Origin of the sequence: Microbacterium sp. LMX7-1.2 (assembly GCF_040675935.1) — a bacterium.
Lineage (GTDB): Bacteria > Actinomycetota > Actinomycetes > Actinomycetales > Microbacteriaceae > Microbacterium.
In genome coordinates, this window is sequence record NZ_JBEGIL010000001.1 from 2,496,419 (window position 1) to 2,520,293 (window position 23,875).

Consider the following 23,875-nt stretch of genomic DNA (forward strand, 5'->3'; position numbering starts at 1 on the left):
GAGAACACGCACTGTCGGAGTACGCTATCTGGTTATGCCCCGCTCCGACTGGACCCCGCACCGCCGCGACGACGGCGAGCTGCTGGGGTGGATCCACCCCGACGGCGACGGCTGGGTCGCGGTCGACGTGCTCGGTCGCCCGGTGTCGGCGCCGGTCGACTGGCTCGAGGCCGAGGTCGCTCTGGAGGACCACGGCATCGCGTGGCTCGCGGAACCCTGGATGCTTGAGGGGGAGGCCGACCGGGCGCTGCGTGTGCGGATCCTCGAGGTCACTCCGGATGGGGACGGGAACCCGGGGCGCATCGTGGTGAAGGTCGACGATCTCGGGGACGTGACCCGGCCCCCGACGCAGCGATTCTCGCTCCCGTGGCCGATCCCCGCGCGTCTTCGTCCGCCGCGTCACGACGACCCGGACCCGCGGGTGCTCTGAGCGGGGGACTCGTCGTCAGCCGGGCAGTGACGGATGCTGCTCGCTCGCGCGCTGACGCGGGATGAACAGCGACAGCAGCACGGCGACGACGCCCGCGGCGATCGCGAGCCAGAAGCACAGGTCGAAGGCGGCGCGCGTGGGGATGGCGACGCCGTCGACCTCCACGCTCATCGCCGCGAGCACCCCGCCCATGACCGCCGAGGCGCTCGAGGTGCCCACCGAGCGGAACAGCGCGTTCAGGCCGTTCGACGCACCGGTCTCGTTCGCGGGCACGGACCGCATGATGATCATCGGCATGGCGGCGAACGTGAACCCGATGCCCACGCCGATGAGGATGTTGCCGACGAGGATGTGCCACACCTCGCTCGACCACAGCAGCACGAACAGATAGGCGAGCACGATCGCGGTCGCGCCGACGGTGAACAGCGGACGTGGTCCGACCGTACGCTCGAGCCATCCGGACAGGGGTGAGATCACCATCATGACGAGTCCGGCGGGCATCACGACGAGCGCCGCCGACACCATGTCGAGCCCGAAGCCGGAACCGGTCGCGACCGGCATCTCGAGCAGCTGCGGGAAGGTCACGTTCGAGGCGAACAGCGCGAACCCCATGCCGATCGCGGCGATGTTCGTGAACAGCACTGCGGGTCGTGCGGCGACGCGCAGGTCGAGCAGGGGGTCGGTCGTGCGCAGCTGGTACCAGCCCCACAGGAGCAGCACGCCGAGTCCGCCGAAGATGCACGTGAGCGTGAGCGGAGAGGTCCAGCCCCATTGCGCTCCGCGGGAGACGAACAACAGGATGCCGGTGAGGCCGATGGCCAGTCCGATCGCGCCGACGACGTCGAGCCGACCAGGGGTGCGCAGCACGTCCTCCGGCACGGCGAGGAGCACGAGTGCGAGCCCGATCAGCCCGAGCGCCGCGGCGAGCCAGAACAGCCAGTGCCAGTCGGCGTTCTCGGCGAGGAGCGCGGCGACCGGCATCCCCACGGCTCCGCCGACGCCCATGGTCGCGCTCATCAGGGCGACGGCGGTGCCGAGACGTTCGGGCGGCAGCACGTCTCGCATGATCGCGATGCCGAGCGGCACGACGCCCGTCACGGCGCCCTGGAGGGCCCGGCCGATGATGACGCCGACGATCGAACCCGACAGGGCGGCGATGAGGGAGCCGACGATCAGCAGCGCGAGCAGCGCGATCACGACGCGTCGCTTGCCGTACATGTCGCCCAGGCGGCCCGAGATCGGCGTCGCGACGGCCGCGACGAGCAGAGTGATCGTGACGACCCAGGTGGTGTCCTCGCGCGAGGCGTTCAGCAGGCGGGGGAGCTCGGCCTGCAGGGGCACGACGAGGGTGAACATGAAGGACGCGCACAGGCCGGTGAAGGCGAGGACGGCGATCGTCGCCCAGCGGGGGACCTGTCGGGAGAGCCGTCTGCGTGCGCGATCGTCGTTCTCTCCCATCATTCCAACATATCGGCGCTGGGCGGCGCAGGGGCCGAGCGCAAGGGTCGAGCGCAGGGGCCGAGCGCAGGGGCGGAGCGCGAGGGGCGAGTGCAGGGGCAGGGGCGGCAGTGGCCGGGGCGGCAGGGCGAGCCGCGGACCCTCGGGAGCGGCAGAGCGGCAGGGGCGGGATCGGCGAGAGCAGTCGGGGCAGGGCAGGGCCCGGACGAGTCCCGGTGACTAGCATGTGGGAATGGTCACGAGCAGCGTCGCTCCGGACGATCCCGCCGCGGGCCGCGGCATCTCCCGGCGCACCCAGTCCGATGTCTACCGCGCGGGGATCAGCGGCACCCGCCCGGCCGTGCCGGTCGATCCGAGCGCTCTCGAGCGAGCCGCCCGCCGGGCGCTGAGCGCGGAGGCGTTCGCGTACATCGCGGGCGGCGCCGGGGCCGAGTCCACGGTGCGCGCGAACCGCGCCGCGTTCGACCGCTGGCAGGTGTGGCCGCGACCGCTCCGCGACGTCTCCGAGCGCGACCTGTCGATCGAGTTCCTCGGCCGTCGTCGGCCGACGCCGCTGCTGCTCGCGCCCCTCGGTGTCATGGAGCTGGCGCACCGGGACGCGGATCTCGCGGTCGCCCGGGCGGCGGCATCCCTCGGCGTGCCGTACACGCTGTCGAACCAGGCGTCGTTCCCGATGGAGCAGGTGCGGGATGCCGCGCCCGGTGGCGCCCGCCTGTTCCAGCTCTACTGGTCGGCGTCCGACGAGCTCAACGCCTCGCTGCTCGCGCGGGCCGAGGCGTCGGGATGCGAGGCGATCGTGGTCACGCTCGACACGCATCTGCTGGGCTGGCGCACGCGCGACCTCGACCTCGCCTACCTCCCGTTCACGCGCGGCCTCGGGATCGCGCAGTACACGAGCGATCCGGTCTTCCAGCGCCTGGTGCGCGAGCGCGCAGCGCGTCCTTCACATGGCGGGGCGCCCGCCGTGAAGGTCACGCCGAAAGCCGTGGCGGCAGCGATGACGATCGCACGCAAGGGAGCACCGCTCACCGGTGCGGGATTGCGCGACAGCATCCGCTCTCCGCTCCCGCGCGCGGCCGTCGAGACCTTCCTCGACGTGTTCTCCACGCCGGCGCTCACCTGGGGAGACCTGGCGAAGGCCCGTGAGTGGACCACCCTGCCGATCATCCTCAAGGGCATCGTGCACCCGGACGACGCGCAGCATGCGCTGGACGCCGGGGCCGACGGCGTCTGGATCTCGAACCACGGCGGCCGCCAGATCGACCGCTCCGTCCCGACCCTCGATGTGCTGCCCGACATCGCACAGCACGTGGCCGGGCGGGTGCCGATCGTGTTCGACTCCGGTGTGCGCGGCGGCGCGGACGCCGCGATCGCCCTCGCGCTCGGGGCGACGGCCGTCGCGCTCGGACGCCCCTACGCCTACGGGCTCGGGATCGCCGGCGAGGTCGGGGTCGGCCAGGTCGTGCGCAATGTGCTGGCCGAGCTCGACATCACCCTCGGCCTCGCGGGTCTCACCGCCGTGGCTGAACTCGACCGGGACACGCTCCGCGCGGTGTGACCGCCCAGAACGGATCCCTCAGCTCACACCCTTCATGAGCCGCAGCACCGGCTTCACCGAGAGGAGCAGGCCGGCGCCGACGAGGATCGCGATGCCGCCCAGGATCGCGAAGTACGGCACCTCGTTCTTCGGATCGTAGAAGCGCACGAGCCAGCCGGAGATCGCGGTGCCCAGCGCGATCGAGAGGAAGAACAGCGCGACCATCTGCGTGTGAAAGACCTCGGGTGCGAGCTTGGTCGTGACCGACAGCCCGACCGGGGAGATCAGGAGCTCGGCGATCGTGAACACGAGCAGGATGCCGACGATCGCGAGCAGCGGCGTCGAGTTCGCGGCGCCGTTCGCGAAGATCAGGAACAGCAGGAACGCCGACCCCATGATCATCGCGCCGAGCGCGAACTTCACCGGTGTCGAGGGCTGGCGGGCGCCGAGCCGTGTCCAGATGGCGGCGAATACCCCCGACAGGATGATGATGAACACCGGGTTGATCGACTGCACCCAGGACACCGGCATCTCGAAGCCGAAGATGTTGCGGTCGAGGCGCTCGTCCGAGTAGACCGTGAGCACCGTGAACTGCTGCTGGTACAGCGACCAGAACGCGACGCTCGTGACGAACAGAGGCAGGAAGCCCCACACGCGCGAGCGCTCGGTCGCATCGATCCGGCGGCTGCTGAGGATGACCGCGAAGTAGGCGATCGCCGCGACGACCGTGCCGATGATCACGATGGTCGAGAGGTTGTCGGGCTTGATCACGCCGAGCAGCACCAGGGCGACGATCACGATGATCGCGGCCACCGTGACGACCGCGACGAGCGGGTAGCGCTTCGCGGGGAGCGGATTGGGCACGCGACGCGCCTCGTCGGGCAGCCCTCGGCGTCCGAAGGCGTATTGCACGAGGCCGAGCGTCATGCCGATCGCCGCGAGTCCGAACCCGAAGTGGAAGCCGAGGGTGGACTGCAGGATTCCGGTGAGGATCGGGCCGAGGAAGGCGCCGAGGTTGATGCCGAGGTAGAACAGCGAGAACCCGGCGTCGCGACGGGTGTCGTCGGCGCTGTACAGCGTGCCGACGACGGAGGTCGCGTTGGCCTTGAGTCCGCCCGAGCCGAGGGCGACGAGCACGAGTCCCACGCCGACGCCGAGAAAACCGGGCAGCAGTGCGAGAGCGACGTGGCCGGCGACGATCACGATCGCGCTGAGGAACAGCACGCGCTCGGATCCCAGCATCCGGTCGGCGATCCAGGCGCCGAGGATGGTCGAGAGGTAGACGGAGCCGCCGTACGCTCCGACGATCCCGCCCGCGACGGCCTGTGGGAGTCCGAGCCCGCCCTCTGTGACGGAGAAGTACAGGTAGATCAGCAGGATGCCCTGCATGCCGTAGAAGCTGAAGCGCTCCCACATCTCGACGCCGAAGACGTGGACGAGCGCCCACGGCTGCCCGAAGAAGCGGGTGTCCTGGCGGTCGCTCGCGCTGGTCTGCTCTGCGGTGCTCATCCTCCGACGGTACTCCGCAGACGCCTTGGATGTGGCGAGTGGTTTCCCCTACCCGAACCGCTGACACCCCGGGGTCGGGTTTCGCACCTGAGGCGATGAGGGACAGACTGTGAGGGTGCGAACCATCCGTGATCTCGACACCGTTGAACTCATCATCGACGCGCAGGGCGTGCTGGACTCCATCCGCGGCCCCGAACGCGTGATCGACGCCGGCACTCTGCGCGCGCTGCAGCAGTCCGGCAACTACGTCGTGGGCCTGTTCGACGGCGAAGGCGGGGAAGAGCGCATGGTCGGAGCCTCGATCGCGTTCTTCGGCGCTCCGGCCCAGCGGGCGATGCACTCCCACATCACGGCGCTGCTTCCGGAGTACCGGGGGCGCGGCTGGGGGCGCGAGCTCAAGGAGCACCAGCGCCAGTGGGCGTTCTCGCGCGACGTCGGCCGCATCACCTGGACGTTCGACCCGCTCGTCGCACGCAACGCGCACTTCTTCCTCTCCGTGCTGGGCGCCCGCGTGACCGGGTACTCGATCAACCGCTACGGCATCTTCGGCGGAGGGGATGCCGGTGACGAGAGCGACCGTCTCGACGTCGAGTGGGCCCTCGCGGACATCGCCAAGGCCCCGGCACCCGACCTGGTGGTCGAGACGCTCGAGATCCCTTCCGACATCGAGGCCCTGCGGGAGTCGGATCCCGCAGCCGCGCACGAATGGCGCACCCGCCTCCGCGCGCAGATGGAAGGCCTGCTCGGCAGCGGTCTGCGGATCGCGGGCTTCGACGTCGAGCGGGGCTACCTGTTCACTGCGTGAGGGGTGAGGGCCTGCTCGGCAGCGGTCTGCGGATCGCGGGCTTCGACGTCGAGCGGGGCTACCTGTTCACTGCGTGACGGGGTTACCTGTTCACTCGCGCATAATCCAGCGCGGATAGGATTGACGTGCCCGGGTTCCCGGGTTTCTCCGCATCCTTCCCCATCCGACCATTGGAGCCACCGTGGCCGAACAGTCTCGTCTCGACAAGGTCATCGCCCTCGCCCGCCACCGCGGGTTCGTCTTCCAGGCGGGTGAGATCTACGGCGGTTCCCGGTCCGCCTGGGACTACGGACCCCTCGGCACGGAGCTCAAGGAGAACATCCGCCGCCAGTGGTGGCAGACGTTCGTGCGGGGTCGCGGAGACATGGTCGGCCTCGACTCGAGCATCATCCTTCCGAAGCGCGTGTGGGAGGCGTCGGGTCACGTCGCGACGTTCACCGATCCGCTGGTCGAGTGCCTGAGCTGCCACAGGCGCTTCCGCGCCGACAACCTCATCGAGGACTTCGAGGCGCGCAAGGGCCGCAAGGCCGAGAACGGTCTGGCCGACGTCCCGTGCCCGAACTGCGGCACCAAGGGGCAGTACACCGAGCCGAAGGACTTCTCGGGTCTCGTGAAGACGTACCTCGGCGTGGTCGACGACGAGTCCGGCCTCTACTACCTGCGTCCCGAGACCGCCCAGGGCATCTTCGTGAACTTCTCGAACGTGCTCACCGCGAGCCGCAAGAAGCCGCCGTTCGGCATCGGCCAGGTCGGCAAGGCCTTCCGCAACGAGATCACCCCCGGCAACTTCATCTTCCGCACGCGCGAGTTCGAGCAGATGGAGATCGAGTTCTTCACCCCTCCTGCCGACGCGCCGGACTGGTTCGCGCACTGGGTCGAGGCCTGCTGGAACTGGTTCATCGACTTGGGGATCGACCCGGAGAACATGCGCCAGTTCGACGTGCCCGAAGAGGATCGCGCGCACTACTCCGCCGGCACGATCGACGTCGAGTACCGGTTCGGCTTCCAGGGCAAGGAGTGGGGCGAGCTCATGGGCGTCGCGAACCGCACCGACTACGACCTGTCGAGTCACAGCGAGGCCTCCGGCCAGAGCCTCACCTACTTCGACCAGGCCTCGGGTGAGCGGTACACGCCGTACGTGATCGAGCCCTCGTTCGGTCTGACTCGCGCGATGATGGCGTTCCTCGTCGATGCGTACGTCGAGGAGGAGGTGCCGAACGCGAAGGGCGGCACCGACGTCCGCACCGTGCTCAAGCTCGACCCGCGTCTCGCTCCCGTGAAGGCCGCCGTTCTCCCGCTGTCGCGCAACGAGCGTCTGTCGCCCCTCGCCCGCGAGGTCGCGGACACGCTGCGCACCTCCTGGGCCGTTGACTTCGACGACGCCGGGGCGATCGGGCGCCGCTATCGCCGTCAGGACGAGATCGGCACGCCGTTCTGTGTCACGGTCGACTTCGACTCGCTCGACGACCACGCCGTGACGGTGCGCGACCGCGACACCATGGCCCAGGAGCGCGTGGCGATCGACGAGCTGCACGCCTACCTCGCGGAGCGTCTCCGGGGCGCCTGAGCCGGTTCACCTCGATCCGGCGACCGCGCGCGCGTATCTCTCCGACAGCACGCGCAGTCGCGGGATCAGCTCGGGCGGCGACTCGACCGTGAAGTCCATCATCAGCATCCCGATGTACGCCGCGACCGTGTCGAGGCTGTCGGCGCCGGTGACGAGGATGCAGTGGGTGTCGTCGACCGGTTCGACGACACCCACGGCGGCATGGATGCGGTCGAGCACGACCTCGGCGGGGGCGTCGATGCGCAGCCGCGCGTGCACGACCCATCCGCTCACGGCGATCGTGCGCATCGCGAACGCGGTGTAGTCGCCGCCGGGGAGAGGCTGCGGTGCGAAGCGTCGCCGTGTCGGCATCCGCAGTCCCATCCAGTCGACGCGGAACGTCGTCCACTCCTCGCTCTGCGGGTCCCGGCCGACGAGGTACCAGCGGCGATGCCAGGTGAGCAGGCGGTAGGGCTCGATGAGCACGGCCGCGTCGTCGTAGTCGAAGCGCAGCCACTCCTCGTTGCGGATCGCGGTGGCTATGGCCTGCAGCGCGGCGGCGTCGACCTCCGGGTCGGGGGCGTCGGTGTCGTTGTTCTCGGGTGCCCTGTCGACGCTCGACCGCAGGGCGTCGACCGTGGGGCGCAGATGCGAGGGCAGGACCTGTTCGAGCTTCGCGAGGGCACGGGCGCCCGAGTCCGCGATCCCTGCGATGCCGGCCGCGGCGCGGAGTCCGACCGTGACCGCTACGGCCTCTTCGTCGTCGAGCAGCAGCGGCGGGAGCTTGCCTCCGGCGCCGAGCCGATAGCCGCCCGTCGATCCTCGCGTGGCGTCGACGGGGTAGCCGAGGTCGCGCAGGCGCTCGATGTCGTGACGGATCGTGCGAGCGGAGACTCCGAGCCGTGCGGACAGCTCGCTGCCCGAGCGCCCTGGCGCGGTCTGCAGCTGTGCCAGGAGCGCGAGCAGGCGGGCGGTCGGATCGGTCATGACATCTCCGAGAATCGATGCTTCCATTAGGAACATATTCAACCTAATGGGTTCCTACCGTGGAGATATGGAAAAAACGAACCTCACCTTCAGCCCCTTCACGGTCTCGATCTCCGCCGCCGAGGTCGCCGATCTGCACGATCGCCTCGCCCGCACCCGACTGCCGCAGCCCTCGCCCACGGACGACTGGGATGCCGGTACGCCGAACTCCTACCTCCGCGAGGCGATCGCCGCCTGGCGGGCGTTCGACTGGTCGGCCGCTCAGGACCGGATCAACGCCGTGCCCCAGTTCACGACGGAGATCGACGGCCAGACAATCCACTTCCTGCACGTGCGCTCCCGGCACGAGGGCGCCACGCCACTGCTGCTCGCGCACACCTATCCGGGGTCGTCCGTCGACTACCTCGACCTGATCGACGAGCTCGTCGACCCGGTCGCGCACGGAGGTCGTGCCGAGGATGCGTTCGACGTCGTGATCCCTGACGCCCCGGGCTACGGGTTCTCACAGCCGCTCGCGTCGTCCGGATGGACCACCGCCCGCGTCGCGGAGGCCTACGACCGCCTCATGCGTGGACTCGGCTACGACAGCTACGGCATCCACGGCTCCGACAACGGCGCGATGGTCGCCCGCGAGCTGGGGCTGCGGGAGCCCGAGGGGTTCCTCGGACTTCACGTGCTGCAGCTGTTCTCGTTCCCGTCGGGCGACCCGTCGGAGTTCGAGCGCCTCGAGCCGCAGGACTACGCCGGTCTCGAGCACATGCAGTGGTTCCAGTCGGTCGGCGGCTATAACGCGATGAACTCGTCCCGGCCTCAGACCGTGGCGGTCGGGATCAGCGACTCCCCCGTCGGACTCCTCGCCTACAGCGAGCTGTTCAACTCCTTCGGGAACGGCACCTCGCTCGTGCCGCTCGAGACGATCCTGCTCGAAGTCAGCGTGAACTGGTTCGCGAACGCGGCCTCCGGCATGAACCGCAGCTATCTGGAGAACGCCCGAGCGGATGCCGGGGAGGAGGCCGCGCCGCGCATCAACGCCGCGCGCACCGGGGTCGCCGTGTTCGCCGACGACTTCCAGACCATCCGGGTGTTCGCCGAGCGCGACAACTCGAACATCGTGCACTGGAGCCGCTTCGACGAGGGCGGCCATTTCGCAGCCCTGGAGCGTCCGGCCGTGCTGGCCGGCGACATCCGCGCCTTCTTCGCCGATCGCCGCTGAACCGCGTCCCCGCCGAGCCCCTCGCGTCCGCTGACGCGAGGGGCTCGGCGTGCGGGTGCTCCCAGGCCTACGATGTCCTCATGATCGGGGACGTCTCATGATCGAGGAGTGGAGCGAGTTCAACGTCGCGATGGCGGGCGCGACCGCCGCCCTCGCCGGCCTCGTGATCGTCGCGGCCAGCGTCAACATCGCCGAGATCGTGAAGTCGCGCACGCTCACGGCTCGGCTGCTCGCGGGGATCGCCGCGCTCGTGCTCGCACTCGCCGTCTCCGCGCTCGGACTCGTCCCCGATATCGACCTCGTCTGGTACGGCATCCTCATGGTCCTGGCGACGCTGCTGATGTCGGTGTTCCAGGTGAACGTCACGCGGCTGATCGCACGGGACCCGGATCCGGCCGACCGCGCGCGCCCGCTCAAGTACCTCATCGGCTTCCTGCCGCTCACCGCGTATCTCGTCGCCGGCGTGCTGGTGGCGGTGGGGCATCCTTCCGGCCTGTACGCGGCCGCTGCCGGGTGTCTGCTCGCGATCGTCTCCGCGATCGTCGTGTCGTGGGTGGCCCTCGTCGAGGTCCTGCGCTGAGCGTCTCGGTGGGCTGAGAACGCTGGCCGTCAGCCCGTGACGGTGATGCGCGCTTCGGGCGAGCCGCCGGCTTCCATCCAAGCGAGGGACCTCTCGAGGATCCCCCGGAGCACGTCCAGATCGATCAGCTCGAGGTCCTTGATGTAGACGCAGCTCGCGCCGGTGGTGTGCGGGCCGAGAGTGCTCAGCGCCTCCGCGTGCGCGTCGGTGCCCTCGAACAGGTAGATGGTCGTCGCCGCCGCCCGGGGCGCGAACCCGAGGAGTCCGCTGTCGCCCTCCGTGCCGGTGGGGTAGCGGTAGTGGCAGGATCCGAAGCCGATGATCGTCCCCCAGGTCGCGGGCTCGCGGCCCGAGACCTCCTGCATGAGTGCGGTGAGGGTCTCGGCGTCGCGTCGCCGGGTCGCCGGCTTGGCGCGAGCGATCAGGCCGGCGACGTCGTCGCCCGTGGGCTTCACGCCTTCGCCGCCTTGGCCGCGGCCTTCATGGCCTTCTTGTGCTCGCGCACCTTGGCGAGGGACTCGGGGGAGACGATGTCGGCGACGCTGCGGAACGAGCCTTCCTCGCCGTAGGCGCCGGCCGCTTCGCGCCACCCCTCGCCCGCGAACCCGTACTGCTTGCCGAGCAGGGCGAGGAAGATCTTCGCCTTCTGCTCCCCGAACCCCGGCAGGGCCTTCAGGCGCTTCAGAACCTCGGCGCCGTTCGGGTCGCCCTGGGTCCACAGCGCCGCCGCGTCACCGCCCCAGTGGTCGACGAGGTCCTGGCACAGCGTCTGCACGCGGGTCGCCATGGAGCCGGGGAAGCGGTGCACGGCCGGGGTGGTCTTGAACGCCTCGAGGAACTCCTCGGGGTCCATGCCGGCGATGGATGCGGCGTCGGCCGCGCCGGTGCGCTGCTCGATCTTGAGGGGCCCGGCGAACGCGGTCTCCATCGGCACCTGCTGGTCGAGCAGCATGCCCACGAGGAGGGCGAGCGGGTTGTCGGTCAGCAGCGCGTCGGCGGCGGTGTCTCCGGTGATGTGAAGGGCCATGCGTCCAGTGTGACAGTCCCTGTTCACAGACGCTGCAGTCTGCGTACGATCGGCCCCTCGACCCGAGCGATCGAGATCTTGACGTCGGCGTTCTCGGCCCGGACCGCGGAGCGCGGATGCGCGGACGTGGGTCTCCGTGGAGAAGTCTCGCTCGGGAGCGGCTGTGGAGGGAGGGACTCGCCCAGCCCCGGGTTTCAGGCGGTCGCTGCGTCGTCCGGAATCGCGGTCTGCGCGGGCTCGACCGGCTCGAGGCCGTACAGCGTCGAGAGAGCGGCGGCGAACTCGTCTGCGCGACCGGCGTCGGCGAGCTCGTGGGCGCGCGTCGTCGGTGCGTGGAGGAGCACCCCGGCGAGGTGGCGCAGCGCCTGCTCGACCTTTCCGTCCTCGTCTCCGCGCGCGCGGGCGCGGTCGATCTCGGAGTCGAGCAGCGAGAAGATGTGTGAGCGCAGTGCGACCACCGACGGGGTGACGCTCTGGCGACTGCCGACCACGTGGAACGTGTCGGCGGCCTCGCGGACGACCGAGCGCGCGGCATCCGTCGCCTGCAGCTCCTCGAGCGGCGCGTGCAGGCTGATCGTCTCGAGGTCGAGCAGCGAGACGCCTTCGAGCGTGGCGACGGCCGGATCGACGTTGCGCGGCATGCCGAGGTCGATCACGAGCTGGCTGTGGGAGGTCACGGGGCAGCCGACGGCGGAGAGCCCGGCCGGAGCCTCGAGCTGCGCGGACGTCAGCACCGGCTCCGTGGCCGTCGTGCAGGTGATCAGCAGGCTCGATCGTGAGGCGACACGCGCGTAGTCCGCAGCCGCGACGGCACGGAGGCCGTGCTTCGCCGCGAACTTCTCGGCGCGTCCGGACGGCGAGTACACCGAGATGTCGACGGCACCGCGCTCTCGCAGAGTGGCCAGGGTCACGGCCGCGTACGCGCCGGTGCCGACGAGCAGCACGCGCTCTGCCGACCAGTCCGCGATCCGGCTGTCGGCGAGTTCGAGGGCGAGGCGCACGAGCGATCGGCCGGCGCGACCGAGCGCTGTCACGTTCTTGACCTTGCGCTGAGCCTGGCTCGCGCGCTGGAACAGGCGCTCCAGCTCCGGCGACGTCGTGCCGTCCTTGCGGGCGCTCTTCAGCGCGCGACGAACCTGGCCCGCGATCTCGCCCTCGCCGGACACCACGGATTCGAGCCCCGAGGCGACCGAGAACAGGTGCTCGGCCACGTGGCGGCCGGAGTGGACCTCGTAGGCGCCGTCCAGCTCGGCCACGGTGATGCCGGTCGCGGACTCGACGGCCTCGAGCACGGCCTCGACGCCGATCGCGCCGGCCGCAGTGACGGGCTCGTCCATCTCGACGTACGCCTCGAAGCGGTTGCACGTCGCCAGCACGACAGCACCCTGCACGCACGACGCTGCGTCCACCACGGTGGAGGCGACGTCGTGGGGGGTGCGGCTCAGGCGTTCGAGCAGTTCGAAGGAGGCGGTCTTGTGACTCGCCGTGACACACAGCAGCACCCCACGAGTCTACCCCTCCTCACGCACAGGTCGGTCGGAGAGCGGGATGGGAGGATGGAGACATGGCCCTCTCCGACGCCCCGCTGCTGCGCGCCCTCACCGGTCCCCGTCCCGATCGCACCCCCGTGTGGTTCATGCGGCAGGCCGGTCGCTCGCTGCCCGAGTACCGTGAACTGCGGGTCGGGACGCGGATGCTGGATGCCTGCCTCACCCCCGATCTGGCCGCCGAGATCACCCTCCAGCCCGTGCGACGGCACGGAGTGGACGCCGCCGTGTTCTTCAGCGACATCGTGATCCCGCTGCGTCTCGCGGGCGTCGACGTCGAGATCGAGCCGGGCCGCGGGCCTGTGTTCGCGAATCCGGTGCGCTCGGCCGCGGACGTCGAGCGCATCACCGCGATCGACCCCGAGTCCCTGGACGGCACGGCGGTGGCCGAGGCCGTGCGCATCGTCGCGGCCGAGCTCGGCGACACCCCGGTGATCGGGTTCGCGGGCGCGCCGTTCACCCTCGCCGCCTATCTCGTCGAGGGGGGCCCGTCGAAGGAGCACCTGCGGGCGAGGGCCATGATGCACGCGGACCCGGCGTCCTGGGACCGCCTCGCCGGCTGGCTCGCGCGTGTCTCGCGCCGGTTCCTCGAGATCCAGCGCGACGCGGGAGCGTCGGTCGTGCAGCTTTTCGACTCGTGGGCCGGGTCGTTGAACCCCGCCGACTACCGGCGCTTCGTCGCCCCGCATTCGCACGCCGCGCTCGCGGGCATCGGCGTCCCGACCATCCACTTCGGCGTGGGGACGGGTCCGTTCCTCGCCGACATGCGCCTCGACGGCGTGGCCGACGGCGTGGGCGTCGACTGGCGTCTGCCGCTCGACGAGGCCGCGGAGATCGTCGGACCGGACACCGCGGTGCAGGGCAACATCGACCCGGCCCTGCTGTCGGCGCCCTGGCCTGTGCTCGAGGCGCACGTGCGCGATGTGCTCGAGCGGGGGCGAGCGGCGAAGGGGCACATCCTCAACCTCGGTCACGGCGTGCCGCCCGAGACCGATCCCGACCAGCTCACGCGCATCGTGGAGCTGGTGCACTCATGACGCGCGTGCAGACCGAGACCGATCCCGACCAGCTCACGCGCATCGTGGAGCTGGTGCGCTCATGACCCGCGCCGAGGGGAGTTCCGGGAGCCCCGACGAGGCTTCCGCTGCGGAGAGCTCGCGGATCGAGCTCGAAGCACGCGCCGCTCGCGCGGCGGAGCGACGCGTCGTCGTGATCGGCGGCGGCATCGGCGGACTCATCGCCGCGCGGGAGTGCGCCAAGGTAGGCATGAGGGTCACGGTGCTCGAAGCGGGGGATGCCGTCGGCGGCGCGATCCGCCGCGCCGAGCTGGACGGCGTCGTGCTCGACGCGGGCGCCGAGAGCTACGCGACCCGCGGAGGGCATGTGCGAGCGCTCCTCGCCGAGCTCGGACTGTCCGATCGCATCGTCGCGCCCGCGGCGGGCGGTGCCTGGCTCGCGGGGATCCCCGGCGTCGGCGCCGCACCGCTGCCGGTCGGCGGCATCCTCGGCATCCCGAGCAACCCCTTCCAGGAGGATGTGCGCCGGATCATCGGGTGGTCGGGAGTGTGGCGCGCCTACCTCGACCGCATCCGCCCGCCGCTCACGATCGGCCACGATCACAGCCTCGGCAAGCTCGTCCGCACCCGGATGGGTGCGAGGGTGTGCGACCGTCTCGTGGCTCCGGTGACCACGGGCGTGTACTCGGCGTCGCCTGAGGACGTCGACGTGGAGGTCGCGGCGCCCGGCCTGAACGCGGCCCTCACCCGTGTCGGCTCGCTGTCGGGCGCGGTGCAGGTGCTGCGCGATGAGGGCGCCGCTCGGGCGGCGCAGGCGAAGTCCCCCGGCGCTGCCGTCGAGGGCCTCGTCGGAGGCATGAGCGTGCTCGTCGAGGCGCTCGTCGCCGACATCGAGAAGCTCGGCGGCGAGGTGCGCACCGGGGTACCGGTGACGGGTGTGGTCCGCGAGGGCGAGACATGGCGCGTCGCGATGGTGCAGCCCGACGATGCAGAAGCGTTGTCTCCGGACGCTGCGGCTGCGGTATCTCCGGACGCTGCGGGTGCGTCACGCACGCATGAGAGCGACCCCCTCGTTCTCGACGCCGACGGAATCGTCGTCGCCACGTCCGAGACCGTGGCCCGCACTCTGCTCGCCGCCGCCGTCCCTGCGCTGGCGAAGACCGACGCCGCCGAGGCCCCCGAGATCGAGATCGTCACGCTGCTGCTGTCGGCAGGGGCGCTGCAGGGCGCTCCGCGCGGTACCGGGGTGCTCACAGTGCCCGGGAGCCACACCGCCAAGGCGCTCACCCACTCGAGCGCGAAGTGGACGTGGCTGCAGGAGTCTGCCGGAGATCGACACGTCGTGCGCGTGTCGTTCGGCGCGCAGGGCGAGCCCGCGGCGACGGCGGGTCTCGACGACGCCGACGCGGCGCGGCTGGCGTTGCGGGAGGCCGGGGCGCTTCTCGGGACGTCGTTCACCGATGGGGATCTCCTCGCCGCCTATCGGTCGCGGTTCGTGCAGGCCCAGCCGGCTTCGATCATCGGCTCCGGAGACCGACGGGATGCTGCGCGCGCGGCGGTCCGCGCCGTGCCCGGCTTGGCCGTCGTCGGCGCGTGGATGGCCGGCACCGGCCTCGCCCAGGTCGTCCCCGACGCGCACGACGAGGCCGACCGCCTGCGCCGGGCGCTCCTCTGGGAGTGAACTCGGGCGGAGGGGATCGGTGTCGCGGGCTCGCTCGTTCTGACCGCGAACCGGGCTCGTCTGTCAACCCTCTACGCGATAGATGCCGAAATCGGCATACGGCGTTACGCTGGACACCTGGCTGGCGGCGCCGAGCCGCCGGGTCGCCCCCGGGCGATCGCACCGGAACAACGTGAGGAGACCCCATGAAGGGGAAGATCGGACTCGTCGTAGGACTCGGCGTGGGATACGTCCTCGGAACGCGCGCCGGACGTGAGCGCTACGAGCAGATCAAGACGCAGTGGCTCAAGGTGTGGCACCTCGATCCGGTGCAGGAGCAGGTCGAGAAGGTCAAGGGCTATGTCGGCGACAAGGCCGCCGCGGTCCCGGGAGCGATCTGGTCGGGCGTGCAGAAGGTCGTGCGCTCGGCGAACGGCGGCGGCACGGCGGGGCAGCGCCTCGACGCAGCCGTGGCCGCCGGCAAGAAGGCCGCGGACGACATCGTCGACGCGACCGAGGATGCGGTGGAAGAGACCAAGTCCGCCGCCAAGAAGCCCGCCGCGAAGAAGCCGGCTGCGAAGAAGCCGGCATCCAGCCGATCGACGTCGTCGCGTTCCACGACGAAGTCCGGTGACTGACCATGGCCCGGGGCTACCGCGATCGCGCGGATGACAGTCTGCTGTCGCTGATCGGCGACCTTCCCGAGCTGATCGGGAACCTGGTCAAGGCCGAGATCGACGCCGGCAAGAAATGGGTCGCGAAGACCGCGAAGGGTGCCGGGATCGGCGCCGTGTGGTTCGTCGTCGCCCTGTTCTTCCTGTTCTGGGCGGTGCCCGTGATCCTCGTGTTCGCGATCGCGGGTCTGTCGTCGTGGTGGCCGGTGTGGCTGTCGGCGCTCGCCGTGTTCGGCATCCTCCTGCTCGCCGTGCTGTTCTTCGCGCTGCTCGGCATCCTGAAGTTCCGCAAGGTGCTCCGCCGCGAGAATCCCGCCCAGGCGGTCGGCGCAGACCTCCGACTCGTGAAGGAAGCCGGCGATGACCAATTCTGACAACTCCCTGCGCTCGTCTCGATCGAACGTCACGATGGCGACTCTGCCGAAGACGGCCGTGCCCGCGGGCATCGCCGATCCGGTGGAGTCGGCTCGTGCGGAGCTGAAGGCGGCTCTCGCCGCGATCGAGGTGAAGGGGAACTTCCCGCGCCGCATCGACAAGGCATCGAAGCGGGCGGTGGTGAAGGCCCGTGCGTTCGCGGACCGCAACCCCGCGGCGGCGACTGCCGCATCCGTCGCTCTCGCCGCCGTCGTCGGCGGAGCTGTGTGGGTGATCGCCCGGGCGCTGTCGCGCTGAGTGAGAGCGGGTTCTCCCGGCTGCGATCGACCCGGGTTCCTCCGCGTTCGCTACTCCTTCGCAAAGGGGGCAGACTGGATACATGTCCGATGAGCGCGAAGAGAACCCGTCCGGCTTCACCCTGTGGGCCGTGTGGCGGCGCAACCCCGATGTCCCGGTGACCGAGTCCGACTCGACGGAGCTCGAGACGATCGCGGGCTACATCGAGGACTCGGGCGTGACGGTGCGCGGTTTCTACGACGTATCCGGTCTGAAGGCCGACGCCGATCTCATGGTGTGGCTGCACGGTGAGACCGCCGAGGAGCTGCAGCGTGCGCTGCGCCGCTTGCGTCGCACCGAGCTGCTGCGTTCGCTGCTGCCGGTGTGGAACGTCATGGGGGTGCACCGCGACGCGGAGTTCAACCGCGCGCACGTGCCGGGATTCCTCCGCGGCGTCGAGCCGAAGGACTGGTTGTGCCTGTATCCGTTCGTGCGCACGCCGGAGTGGTATCTCGCGCCGGAGGAGGAGCGTCGGAAGATGCTCGCGGATCACGGCCGCAAGGGTGCGGCGTTCACGGGCGTCATCGCGAACACGGTCGCGGCCTTCGCGCTCGGCGACTACGAGTGGATCCTCCCGATGGAGGCGGACGACGTCACCGACCTCGTCGACATGATGCGCGACCTGCGCTACACGGATGCGCGCCTCTACGTGAAGGAGGAGGTGCCCTTCTACACGGGGCGCCGACTCCGGTTCGACGAGATCGCGGACGTCCTGTAGTAGGTCGTCCATGAGCATTTCGATCGACCGCTCCGCCCCCATCCGTCTGGGCACCCGACGCAGCGCGCTCGCGCAGGCGCAGTCGGGTCATGTCGCAGCCGCGCTCGAGAAGGTATCGGGCCGCGCGGTGGAACTCGTCCCGATCACGAGCGAGGGCGACACGAACCGCGCCTCGCTGTCGGAGATCGGTGGGCAGGGCATCTTCGCCACACGCCTGCGCGAGGCTCTGCTCGCGGGGGAATGCGACTTCCTCGTGCACTCGCTCAAAGACCTCCCGACGGCGATCCCCGACGGTCTCGTGATCGCCGCGACGCCCGTGCGCGAGGATGCGCGGGACGTCGCGATCACCCGTGGGGGCACACCGCTCCACGCGCTGCGATCGGGGAGCACGGTCGGCACCGGTTCGCCGCGTCGCATCGCGCAGGTGCGTCGACGGTCGCCGCACGCGAAGGTCGTCGACCTGCGCGGCAACGTCGACTCCCGTCTGCAGCGCGTCGCCTCGGGCGAGCTCGATGCCGTCATCCTCGCCGCCGCGGGTCTCTCGCGTCTTGGCACGGACTCGCCCCTGCGGCGGGAGGAGCTCGGCCTCGCCGAGTGGCCGACCGCACCGGGGCAGGGTGCGCTGGCGATCGAGACCCGCACGGATGCGCCCCAGGAGCTGCTCGATGCGCTCGCAGAGCTCGACGATCACGACACCCGGGTGGCCATCACGGTGGAGCGCGCGGTGCTGGAGGGTCTCGATGCCGGTTGTCAAGCCCCCATGGCCGCGCACGCGGTTCTGCAGGGCGACGAGATCCGCGTCAGGACGGTCGTCTACGCCCCCGAAGGGGAGCGTCGGATCGGCCTCGACGTCACCGAGGTGCTGAACGGGGAGTATATTCGTCGGAACGGCAGTGGCAATGGGGCGGATGCTGCCGATGGTGCAGACCCGATGCACGCAGCGCGCGAGCTCGGGTTGACTGTTGCCCGTCGGCTGCTCGAACAAGGGGCGGCTGACCTTGTTTCCCGAGAGCATTCTTCATGACTGAATCGAAGCAGGACCGACCGCTGAGCGGCTGGCGCATCCTCGTGCCGCGCGGGGGGCCGTGGGGCGACGGCGTCGCCGCGAGCCTCCGTGCCCAGGGCGCGGTGCCGGTGGTCGCGCCGCTGATCAATTTCGCCCCGACCACGGACCAGGCGGCACTCGACGTGGCGCTCGCGCAGCTTGCCGACGGCGCGTACGACTGGCTGACCGTGACGAGCGCGACGACTGTCGACGTGATGTTCGCGCATCGCGCGGTCGTGCCGCGGGGGACGAAGATCGCCGCGGTGGGCGAGACGACGGCCGCGGCCCTGCAGGCCGTCGGCTACGAGGTCGCTCTCGTGCCCGAGCAGGACAACTCCGCCGAGGGGATGGCGCAGCAGCTGATCGCTCTCGAGACCGAGCCGCGACGCATCCTCGCGCTGCGCAGCGAGATCGCGAAGCCGGTGCTCAGTGTGCTGCTGCAGGAGGCCGGGCACGACGTGGACAGCGTCGTGGCGTATCGCACGGTCGGCGTGCCGGTGACGGATCGCATCAAGCGCGACGTGGAGAACGGCCGGATCAACGCGATTCTCATCACCAGCGGTTCTGTCGCGGCGCAGGTGCGCGAGCAATTCCCGGAGATCCCGGATGAGACGCTGCTCGCGGCGATCGGCCCGCGGACTGCTCGGGATGCCGACAAGGCCGGGCTCCCCATCACGGTGGTCGCCGATCGACAGACCGTCGATGCGCTCATCGACGCGGTGTCGACGTTCACGCTTCCGCACGCGGCGGACGAGCTGGCGCCGTGAGCTTCCCCGACGTGCGCCTGCGCAGGCTGCGACAGTCCCCGGCTGTGCGCGGGCTGGTCCGCGAGACCTCGATCGAGCCTCGCCAGCTGGTGCTGCCCCTGTTCGTGCGCGAGGGCGTCACGGAGGCGCAGCCGATCGGCTCGATGCCGGGCATCGTGCAGCATTCGCTCGACTCGCTGAAGAGCGCGGCGACGGAGGCTGCCGAGGCGGGCGTCGGCGGTGTGATGCTCTTCGGAGTGCCGGCTGTGCGTGACGCGCAGGGTTCGGGGGCCGATGACCCGCGCGGCATCCTCAACGTCGCGACCGAGGCGCTCGCTGCGGAGGTCGGCGATGCGATCGTCGTGCAGACCGACCTCTGTCTCGACGAGTTCACCGACCACGGGCATTGCGGTGTGCTGGCGCCGGACGGCTCGGTCGACAACGACGCGACGCTGGAGCGGTACGCGTCGATGGCGCTCGCGCAGGCGCGCGCCGGCTCGCAGCTGCTGGGCCTGTCGGGGATGATGGACGGTCAGGTCGCCGTGATCCGTCGAGCTCTGGATGCCGAGGGCTTCACCGACACGCTGCTGCTCGCCTACGCGGCGAAGTATGCGAGTGCCTTCTACGGCCCGTTCCGCGAGGCCGTCGATTCGCAGCTGAAGGGCGACCGCCGCACGTATCAGCTCGATCCGGGCAACCGGCGCGAGGGCGTGCGCGAGGCCGTCGTCGACGAGCAGGAGGGCGCCGACATCGTCATGGTCAAGCCGGCGATGGCCTTCCTCGACGTGCTCCGCGAGGTGCGGGACTCCGTCGATGTCCCGGTCTGGGCGTACCAGGTGTCGGGGGAGTACGCCATGATCGAGGCCGCAGCGGCGAACGGCTGGATCGATCGGCGCGCATCGATCCTCGAATCGCTCCTCTCGATCCGCCGTGCGGGCGCCGACGCCGTGCTCACGTACTGGGCGACCGAGGCGGCCCGCTTGCTGAGAGGCTGAGCGCGCGCGAGAGGCGCGCTGAATGTCCTCACCGCGCTCTGAGTCCGCGCGTCCCGTTCCGCTCTGCGAGCACCGGCCCTGAGTCGTGTGCGCCCGGCCCTGAGTCCTGTGTACAGGCGCCGGGGATAGCCTGGAGGGTGTGCTCGGAGCCGTCCGTGCCCTGTCCGAGGAGTGTGCTGTGACCGACCGCAATGACGACCTGTTCTCCGCCGCGCGAGCGGTGATCCCCGGCGGGGTGAACTCGCCGGTTCGGGCGTACGGGTCCGTCGGTGGAACCCCGCGTTTCCTCGCCTCGGCTCGCGGTGCGCGGGTGACGGATGCCGCGGGCGTCGAGTTCGTCGATCTCGTCGCGTCCTGGGGGCCCGCGCTGCTCGGGCATGCACATCCCGAGGTCGTCGCCGCGGTGCAGGACGCCGCCACCCGCGGGTTGTCCTTCGGAGCGCCGACCGAGGGTGAGGTCGAGCTCGCCGAGCTGATTGCGGGTCGTGTGCGCGTGGGCGACGCCGCTCCGATCGAGCGTGTGCGTCTCGTGTCGACGGGCACCGAGGCGACGATGACCGCGATCCGACTGGCTCGCGGTGCCACGGGTCGCGACCTTCTCGTGAAGTTCGCGGGGCACTATCACGGTCATTCCGACGGGCTGCTGGCGGCTGCGGGCTCGGGTGTCGCGACGCTTGCTCTTCCTGGTTCCGCGGGAGTGCCCGCGCCGATCGCGGCGCAGACCCTGGTGATCGACTACAACGACCGCACCGCGCTCGAGACGGTGTTCGCCGAGCACGGCGACCGCATCGCCGCGGTGATCGTCGAGGCCGCTGCGGCGAACATGGGCGTGGTCGCGCCGGACCCGGGTTTCAACGCCTTCCTGGCTGACACGGCGCACACGCACGGCGCGTTGTTGATCCTCGACGAAGTGCTCACGGGATTCCGGGTGCACCCCGCGGGCTTCTGGGGTCTGCAGGCTGCGGCCGGCGAGCAGTACACACCCGACATCGTCACGTTCGGCAAGGTCGTCGGCGGCGGGATGCCGCTCGCCGCTCTGGGGGGTCGCGCCGAGGTCATGGATCTTCTGGCGCCCCTGGGGCCTGTGTATCAGGCGGGTACGCTCTCGGGGAATCCGCTGTCGGTCGCGGCCGGTCTGGCGACCCTGCGCCTCGCCACGCCCGAGGTCTATGCGGCTGTCGACGCTGCCGCTGCACGCGTCGCATCGGCCCTCGACCGCGCGCTTGCGGACGCAGGCGTCACCCATGCCGTCGCCCACGCCGGAAACCTGTTCAATGGGTCGTTCCGGCCGACCGCCCCGCGCGACTACACCGAAGCGCAGGCCCAGGAATCGTTCCGCTACGCGCCGTTCTTCCACAGCATGCGCGAGCAGGGCGTGGCGCTGCCGCCGAGCGTGTTCGAGGCGTGGTTCCTCACCGCCGCTCACGACGAGGAGGATCTGCAGCGGATCGAGGCAGCACTCCCGGCGGCAGCCCGGGCTGCCGCGAACGCGCGGGGATGATGCGAACCTGACCGGGTGCCGGGCGCACATGCCCTGCAGGTCGCACGACTGGCGTGATCCGGCGGGGCGCGATCACGCCCGCGGGCAGTACCTCCCCCTGTCAGGAGAACATGACCCGGCGCTGTGGCTCGTCGCGATAAATGCGGCCCAGCGGGCTGAGCCAGTCGATCGTCCCGTCCGGAAGTTGCCGCGCGGTCCATCGGTGGTCGTCGGCGATGTCCGGATGTTTGAGTACGTGGTGGGTCGCACACAGGTGCCCGAGGTTGTGCACCTCGGTCCGACCGCCCTTGGCGTGATCGTGGGTGTGGTCGATCTGGCAGCGGTGCACCGGCATCCGACAACCGGGGAAGCGGCAGTGCTGATCTCGGGCTCGAAGGAATCGGCGCATCGGCTCGGTCGGAGTGTAGGTGTCCGTCTCGGTGACGAGTCCTCGAGCGTCGAGGAACAGTCGCGACCACCCGCTGTTGCGCCCGGCGAGATCCCGTGCGATGTCGGGATGCAGCGGACCGAAGCCGTCGAGCTCGGCTGGACGATCGTCGAGGCCGGCGAGCGTCGACGCCGCGACCGTCACCTGGATGCGGGCGTGAATGCCGTCGAGAGCGGTTCCGTGAGCGTCGCCGGGTGCGGCAGAGAGCAGGAGATCGGTGAGCAGGTCGGTGCGGACCTGGTCGATGGTGCGATCGTCAGACAGGTGTCGTGGGAGGGCATTGATGTCTTCGCCGCCTCCCGCAGAGACCGTCGGCGTATCTGCTGTGATCGACGGGTCCACCGTGAACGTCGCGCCGGCGAAGATCGCATGGTCGTCGCGATCGGCCGATGTCGTCTCCTCGCCGGCGTCCCGAGCGTCTGCGACACCGGCGTCCCGAGCGTCTGCGACACCGGCGAGGCGCGCATTCTTCCGGGACGAGTCCGTGCGCGCGGCCAGCACACCGCGCGCGAGCTGGGTGAGTCGGTCCATGATCGCGACCGCGAGATGTTCTGGCAGGACCACGGTGAGCAGTGCGAGTCCGTCGTCGACGGAGCGCAGCGTGACGGTGCGCTCCGACCGCGCGCGTGCATGGCGCTCCCGCAGGGTCGCTCCGGCCAGCACCGCGGCGAGGGAACGGACGTGCACGGCGGTGCGCGCGGGGGACTCGCGTTGCGCGACGATCACGGCCCCGGCGTCGTAGTCGTCCGCAGCCTCGGCATCCGCTCGTCCGTTCATGACGGCCTCACGGACGACGCCGCCCTCGCGGATGATGGCCCGCACGTGGGCGGCTGTGATCGAGCCTGTGCGGAAGGCAGCGAGCACCTCGGGGTGGCCCCGGCGCAGGAATGCGGCATCTGTGAACGCGTGCTCCGTCGCGCCGGTGGATAAGCGACCGGCCGCGGCGTACTCGGCGACCATCGAGCGGTGGATCGCATCCCGGTGGAAGGGGTACTCCGCCGAATCCGCTTGGCTCAGCGCCATCCGATCGGCGAGCAGCGACGAGGCCTCGGACTCGAGGACGGCGATCCGACGCCGCTTCTCGCCCACGCGTCGAGCAGAGCCCGGCGGTGGTCGAGATCGGTGTCGTGAATTGCTGCCATGCCTCGAGTTTAGTATCTTTGTTCGAAACTCGAGCAGAACATCGGAATGGAACAGCGCGCGATGGTGGGAACAGACAAGGGATCGTTGTGGTCCTGTGAAGAAGACGCAGGCAACGGACGGGGTACCGCTGGCAGACTGGACGCATGGTGACGTTGCTGCTGGACCAGACGCAACTCGAAGTCGTGCTCTCGCCCATCGAGCGCGCGGCCAGCTTCCATCGTGACAACCTGCGCATCGCGCGCGAGACGATCACGAAAGTGCAGCTCACCGACGATGCGTGGACCTGGCTGCGCGGCGTGCCCAATCCGGGAACGCACATCCCCGGGGTGCTCGCCTCGGGAAGCTGGAAGGCGGCGGGCAGCGTCGACTTCGTGCTCATCCGCCGACACCGTCCGAGCGTCGTGATCGACCTCGACGGAGATCCGCAGTTCCGTCGCCTGATCCTCACGACGCGCCACGGACTCGCCCTGACCCAGGCCCTGCGCCTCGACGTTTCCGCGGAGCCCGCAGACGTCGAGGAGATCGTCGCCACGGCACCGACGCCCGTGTCCAAGCAGCGCCGCCGGCCGGTCATCCGTCCCCGACCGGCCTGAGCCCTCG

The 23,875-nt window shown here is 70.2% G+C and carries 24 protein-coding genes; 17 read left to right on the top strand and 7 right to left on the bottom strand.

The features are described 5' to 3' along the window. Positions 1–34: 34 nt before the first annotated feature. Positions 35–430, top strand: coding sequence for a hypothetical protein (locus tag MRBLMX7_RS12210; RefSeq protein ID WP_363368867.1), 396 nt, complete (start codon positions 35–37; stop codon positions 428–430). Positions 431–445: 15 nt separating this feature from the next. On the opposite strand, the gene MRBLMX7_RS12215 is transcribed toward MRBLMX7_RS12210, so the two are convergent. Beyond that, positions 446–1,888, bottom strand: a complete 1,443-nt coding sequence (locus tag MRBLMX7_RS12215) for an MFS transporter (protein WP_363368869.1) — start codon at positions 1,886–1,888, stop codon at positions 446–448. A 232-nt stretch (positions 1,889–2,120) separates the two neighbouring features. On the opposite strand from MRBLMX7_RS12215, the gene MRBLMX7_RS12220 reads away from it, so the two are divergent. Continuing rightward, positions 2,121–3,446 (top strand): alpha-hydroxy-acid oxidizing protein, encoded by a 1,326-nt coding sequence (locus MRBLMX7_RS12220; protein ID WP_363368871.1) that lies wholly within the window; start codon positions 2,121–2,123, stop codon positions 3,444–3,446. 18 nt (positions 3,447–3,464) lie between these two features. Here the strand turns inward: MRBLMX7_RS12220 and MRBLMX7_RS12225 are convergent, their stop codons facing one another. Next, a complete protein-coding gene (locus MRBLMX7_RS12225; protein WP_363368873.1) occupies positions 3,465–4,934 on the bottom strand; it encodes a peptide MFS transporter in 1,470 nt (489 codons plus the stop codon). Positions 4,935–5,049: 115 nt separating this feature from the next. Between MRBLMX7_RS12225 and MRBLMX7_RS12230 the strand changes: the two genes are divergently transcribed. Both MRBLMX7_RS12230 and MRBLMX7_RS12235 read left to right on the top strand, forming a co-directional pair. Next, on the top strand, positions 5,050–5,739 hold the full coding sequence (locus MRBLMX7_RS12230) for a GNAT family N-acetyltransferase (protein WP_363368875.1): 690 nt from the start codon (positions 5,050–5,052) through the stop codon (positions 5,737–5,739). A gap of 181 nt (positions 5,740–5,920) precedes the next feature. After that, positions 5,921–7,306, top strand: a complete 1,386-nt coding sequence (locus MRBLMX7_RS12235; RefSeq protein ID WP_363368877.1) for a glycine--tRNA ligase — start codon at positions 5,921–5,923, stop codon at positions 7,304–7,306. 6 nt (positions 7,307–7,312) lie between these two features. Here the strand turns inward: MRBLMX7_RS12235 and MRBLMX7_RS12240 are convergent, their stop codons facing one another. Continuing rightward, positions 7,313–8,272, bottom strand: coding sequence for a helix-turn-helix transcriptional regulator (locus MRBLMX7_RS12240; protein WP_363368879.1), 960 nt, complete (start codon positions 8,270–8,272; stop codon positions 7,313–7,315). Positions 8,273–8,339: 67 nt separating this feature from the next. On the opposite strand from MRBLMX7_RS12240, the gene MRBLMX7_RS12245 reads away from it, so the two are divergent. Continuing rightward, entirely contained in the window at positions 8,340–9,485 is a 1,146-nt protein-coding gene (locus MRBLMX7_RS12245; protein WP_363368881.1) for an epoxide hydrolase family protein, read from the top strand. Positions 9,486–9,582: 97 nt separating this feature from the next. Then, positions 9,583–10,065, top strand: a complete 483-nt coding sequence (locus MRBLMX7_RS12250) for a hypothetical protein (RefSeq protein WP_050722183.1) — start codon at positions 9,583–9,585, stop codon at positions 10,063–10,065. 29 nt (positions 10,066–10,094) lie between these two features. Here the strand turns inward: MRBLMX7_RS12250 and MRBLMX7_RS12255 are convergent, their stop codons facing one another. The 3 genes from MRBLMX7_RS12255 to MRBLMX7_RS12265 form a co-directional block, all read right to left on the bottom strand. Continuing rightward, positions 10,095–10,520: a DUF1801 domain-containing protein gene (locus MRBLMX7_RS12255; protein ID WP_363368883.1), complete on the bottom strand. Its 426-nt coding sequence runs from the start codon at positions 10,518–10,520 to the stop codon at positions 10,095–10,097. Next, a complete protein-coding gene (locus MRBLMX7_RS12260) occupies positions 10,517–11,092 on the bottom strand; it encodes an HhH-GPD-type base excision DNA repair protein (RefSeq protein ID WP_363368885.1) in 576 nt (191 codons plus the stop codon). Before MRBLMX7_RS12260 ends, MRBLMX7_RS12255 begins: the two co-directional genes overlap by 4 nt. Positions 11,093–11,286: 194 nt before the next feature. Next, positions 11,287–12,594, bottom strand: coding sequence for a glutamyl-tRNA reductase (locus MRBLMX7_RS12265; RefSeq protein WP_363368887.1), 1,308 nt, complete (start codon positions 12,592–12,594; stop codon positions 11,287–11,289). Positions 12,595–12,656: 62 nt separating this feature from the next. Between MRBLMX7_RS12265 and hemE the strand changes: the two genes are divergently transcribed. The 10 genes from hemE (at position 12,657) to MRBLMX7_RS12315 (ending at position 21,705) form a co-directional block, all read left to right on the top strand. Next, positions 12,657–13,676 (top strand): uroporphyrinogen decarboxylase, encoded by a 1,020-nt coding sequence (hemE, locus tag MRBLMX7_RS12270; protein ID WP_363368889.1) that lies wholly within the window; start codon positions 12,657–12,659, stop codon positions 13,674–13,676. 61 nt (positions 13,677–13,737) lie between these two features. After that, entirely contained in the window at positions 13,738–15,336 is a 1,599-nt protein-coding gene (locus tag MRBLMX7_RS12275) for a protoporphyrinogen/coproporphyrinogen oxidase (RefSeq protein WP_363368891.1), read from the top strand. Positions 15,337–15,521: 185 nt separating this feature from the next. Beyond that, positions 15,522–15,953: a hypothetical protein gene (locus tag MRBLMX7_RS12280; protein ID WP_050722188.1), complete on the top strand. Its 432-nt coding sequence runs from the start codon at positions 15,522–15,524 to the stop codon at positions 15,951–15,953. Between the two features lie 2 nt (positions 15,954–15,955). Next, complete coding sequence (locus tag MRBLMX7_RS12285) at positions 15,956–16,363, top strand: phage holin family protein (protein WP_363368893.1); 408 nt, start codon at positions 15,956–15,958, stop codon at positions 16,361–16,363. Next, complete coding sequence (locus MRBLMX7_RS12290; protein ID WP_363368895.1) at positions 16,350–16,661, top strand: hypothetical protein; 312 nt, start codon at positions 16,350–16,352, stop codon at positions 16,659–16,661. Before MRBLMX7_RS12285 ends, MRBLMX7_RS12290 begins: the two co-directional genes overlap by 14 nt. 82 nt (positions 16,662–16,743) lie before the next feature. Then, entirely contained in the window at positions 16,744–17,418 is a 675-nt protein-coding gene (gene hemQ, locus MRBLMX7_RS12295) for a hydrogen peroxide-dependent heme synthase (protein ID WP_363368897.1), read from the top strand. Between the two features lie 10 nt (positions 17,419–17,428). Next, a complete protein-coding gene (hemC, locus tag MRBLMX7_RS12300; protein WP_363368899.1) occupies positions 17,429–18,442 on the top strand; it encodes a hydroxymethylbilane synthase in 1,014 nt (337 codons plus the stop codon). Beyond that, positions 18,439–19,230, top strand: a complete 792-nt coding sequence (locus tag MRBLMX7_RS12305) for a uroporphyrinogen-III synthase (protein WP_050722193.1) — start codon at positions 18,439–18,441, stop codon at positions 19,228–19,230. The genes hemC and MRBLMX7_RS12305 overlap by 4 nt, the downstream gene beginning before the upstream one ends. Continuing rightward, positions 19,227–20,204 (top strand): porphobilinogen synthase, encoded by a 978-nt coding sequence (gene hemB / locus MRBLMX7_RS12310; protein WP_363368901.1) that lies wholly within the window; start codon positions 19,227–19,229, stop codon positions 20,202–20,204. Before MRBLMX7_RS12305 ends, hemB begins: the two co-directional genes overlap by 4 nt. A 178-nt stretch (positions 20,205–20,382) precedes the next feature. Then, positions 20,383–21,705, top strand: a complete 1,323-nt coding sequence (locus tag MRBLMX7_RS12315) for a glutamate-1-semialdehyde 2,1-aminomutase (protein WP_363368903.1) — start codon at positions 20,383–20,385, stop codon at positions 21,703–21,705. 100 nt (positions 21,706–21,805) lie between these two features. On the opposite strand, the gene MRBLMX7_RS12320 is transcribed toward MRBLMX7_RS12315, so the two are convergent. Next, the gene (locus tag MRBLMX7_RS12320; RefSeq protein WP_363368905.1) at positions 21,806–23,221 is read right to left on the bottom strand and encodes a DUF222 domain-containing protein; all 1,416 of its coding nucleotides are present in this window, start codon (positions 23,219–23,221) and stop codon (positions 21,806–21,808) included. A 197-nt stretch (positions 23,222–23,418) separates the two neighbouring features. Between MRBLMX7_RS12320 and MRBLMX7_RS12325 the strand changes: the two genes are divergently transcribed. Continuing rightward, complete coding sequence (locus MRBLMX7_RS12325) at positions 23,419–23,868, top strand: hypothetical protein (protein ID WP_363368907.1); 450 nt, start codon at positions 23,419–23,421, stop codon at positions 23,866–23,868. Positions 23,869–23,875 lie beyond the last annotated feature (7 nt).

What these genes read in the sequence shown, in the direction of transcription:
- MRBLMX7_RS12210 (WP_363368867.1), top strand. Translation starts at nt 35, where the DNA reads ATGCCCCGCTCCGACTGGACCCCGCACCGCCGCGACGACGGCGAGCTG.
- MRBLMX7_RS12215 (WP_363368869.1), bottom strand. Translation starts at nt 1,888, where the DNA reads ATGGGAGAGAACGACGATCGCGCACGCAGACGGCTCTCCCGACAGGTC.
- MRBLMX7_RS12220 (WP_363368871.1), top strand. Translation starts at nt 2,121, where the DNA reads ATGGTCACGAGCAGCGTCGCTCCGGACGATCCCGCCGCGGGCCGCGGC.
- MRBLMX7_RS12225 (WP_363368873.1), bottom strand. Translation starts at nt 4,934, where the DNA reads ATGAGCACCGCAGAGCAGACCAGCGCGAGCGACCGCCAGGACACCCGC.
- MRBLMX7_RS12240 (WP_363368879.1), bottom strand. Translation starts at nt 8,272, where the DNA reads ATGACCGATCCGACCGCCCGCCTGCTCGCGCTCCTGGCACAGCTGCAG.
- MRBLMX7_RS12245 (WP_363368881.1), top strand. Translation starts at nt 8,340, where the DNA reads ATGGAAAAAACGAACCTCACCTTCAGCCCCTTCACGGTCTCGATCTCC.
- MRBLMX7_RS12250 (WP_050722183.1), top strand. Translation starts at nt 9,583, where the DNA reads ATGATCGAGGAGTGGAGCGAGTTCAACGTCGCGATGGCGGGCGCGACC.
- MRBLMX7_RS12260 (WP_363368885.1), bottom strand. Translation starts at nt 11,092, where the DNA reads ATGGCCCTTCACATCACCGGAGACACCGCCGCCGACGCGCTGCTGACC.
- hemE (WP_363368889.1), top strand. Translation starts at nt 12,657, where the DNA reads ATGGCCCTCTCCGACGCCCCGCTGCTGCGCGCCCTCACCGGTCCCCGT.
- MRBLMX7_RS12275 (WP_363368891.1), top strand. Translation starts at nt 13,738, where the DNA reads ATGACCCGCGCCGAGGGGAGTTCCGGGAGCCCCGACGAGGCTTCCGCT.
- MRBLMX7_RS12280 (WP_050722188.1), top strand. Translation starts at nt 15,522, where the DNA reads ATGAAGGGGAAGATCGGACTCGTCGTAGGACTCGGCGTGGGATACGTC.
- MRBLMX7_RS12285 (WP_363368893.1), top strand. Translation starts at nt 15,956, where the DNA reads ATGGCCCGGGGCTACCGCGATCGCGCGGATGACAGTCTGCTGTCGCTG.
- MRBLMX7_RS12290 (WP_363368895.1), top strand. Translation starts at nt 16,350, where the DNA reads ATGACCAATTCTGACAACTCCCTGCGCTCGTCTCGATCGAACGTCACG.
- hemQ (WP_363368897.1), top strand. Translation starts at nt 16,744, where the DNA reads ATGTCCGATGAGCGCGAAGAGAACCCGTCCGGCTTCACCCTGTGGGCC.
- hemC (WP_363368899.1), top strand. Translation starts at nt 17,429, where the DNA reads ATGAGCATTTCGATCGACCGCTCCGCCCCCATCCGTCTGGGCACCCGA.
- MRBLMX7_RS12305 (WP_050722193.1), top strand. Translation starts at nt 18,439, where the DNA reads ATGACTGAATCGAAGCAGGACCGACCGCTGAGCGGCTGGCGCATCCTC.
- MRBLMX7_RS12325 (WP_363368907.1), top strand. Translation starts at nt 23,419, where the DNA reads ATGGTGACGTTGCTGCTGGACCAGACGCAACTCGAAGTCGTGCTCTCG.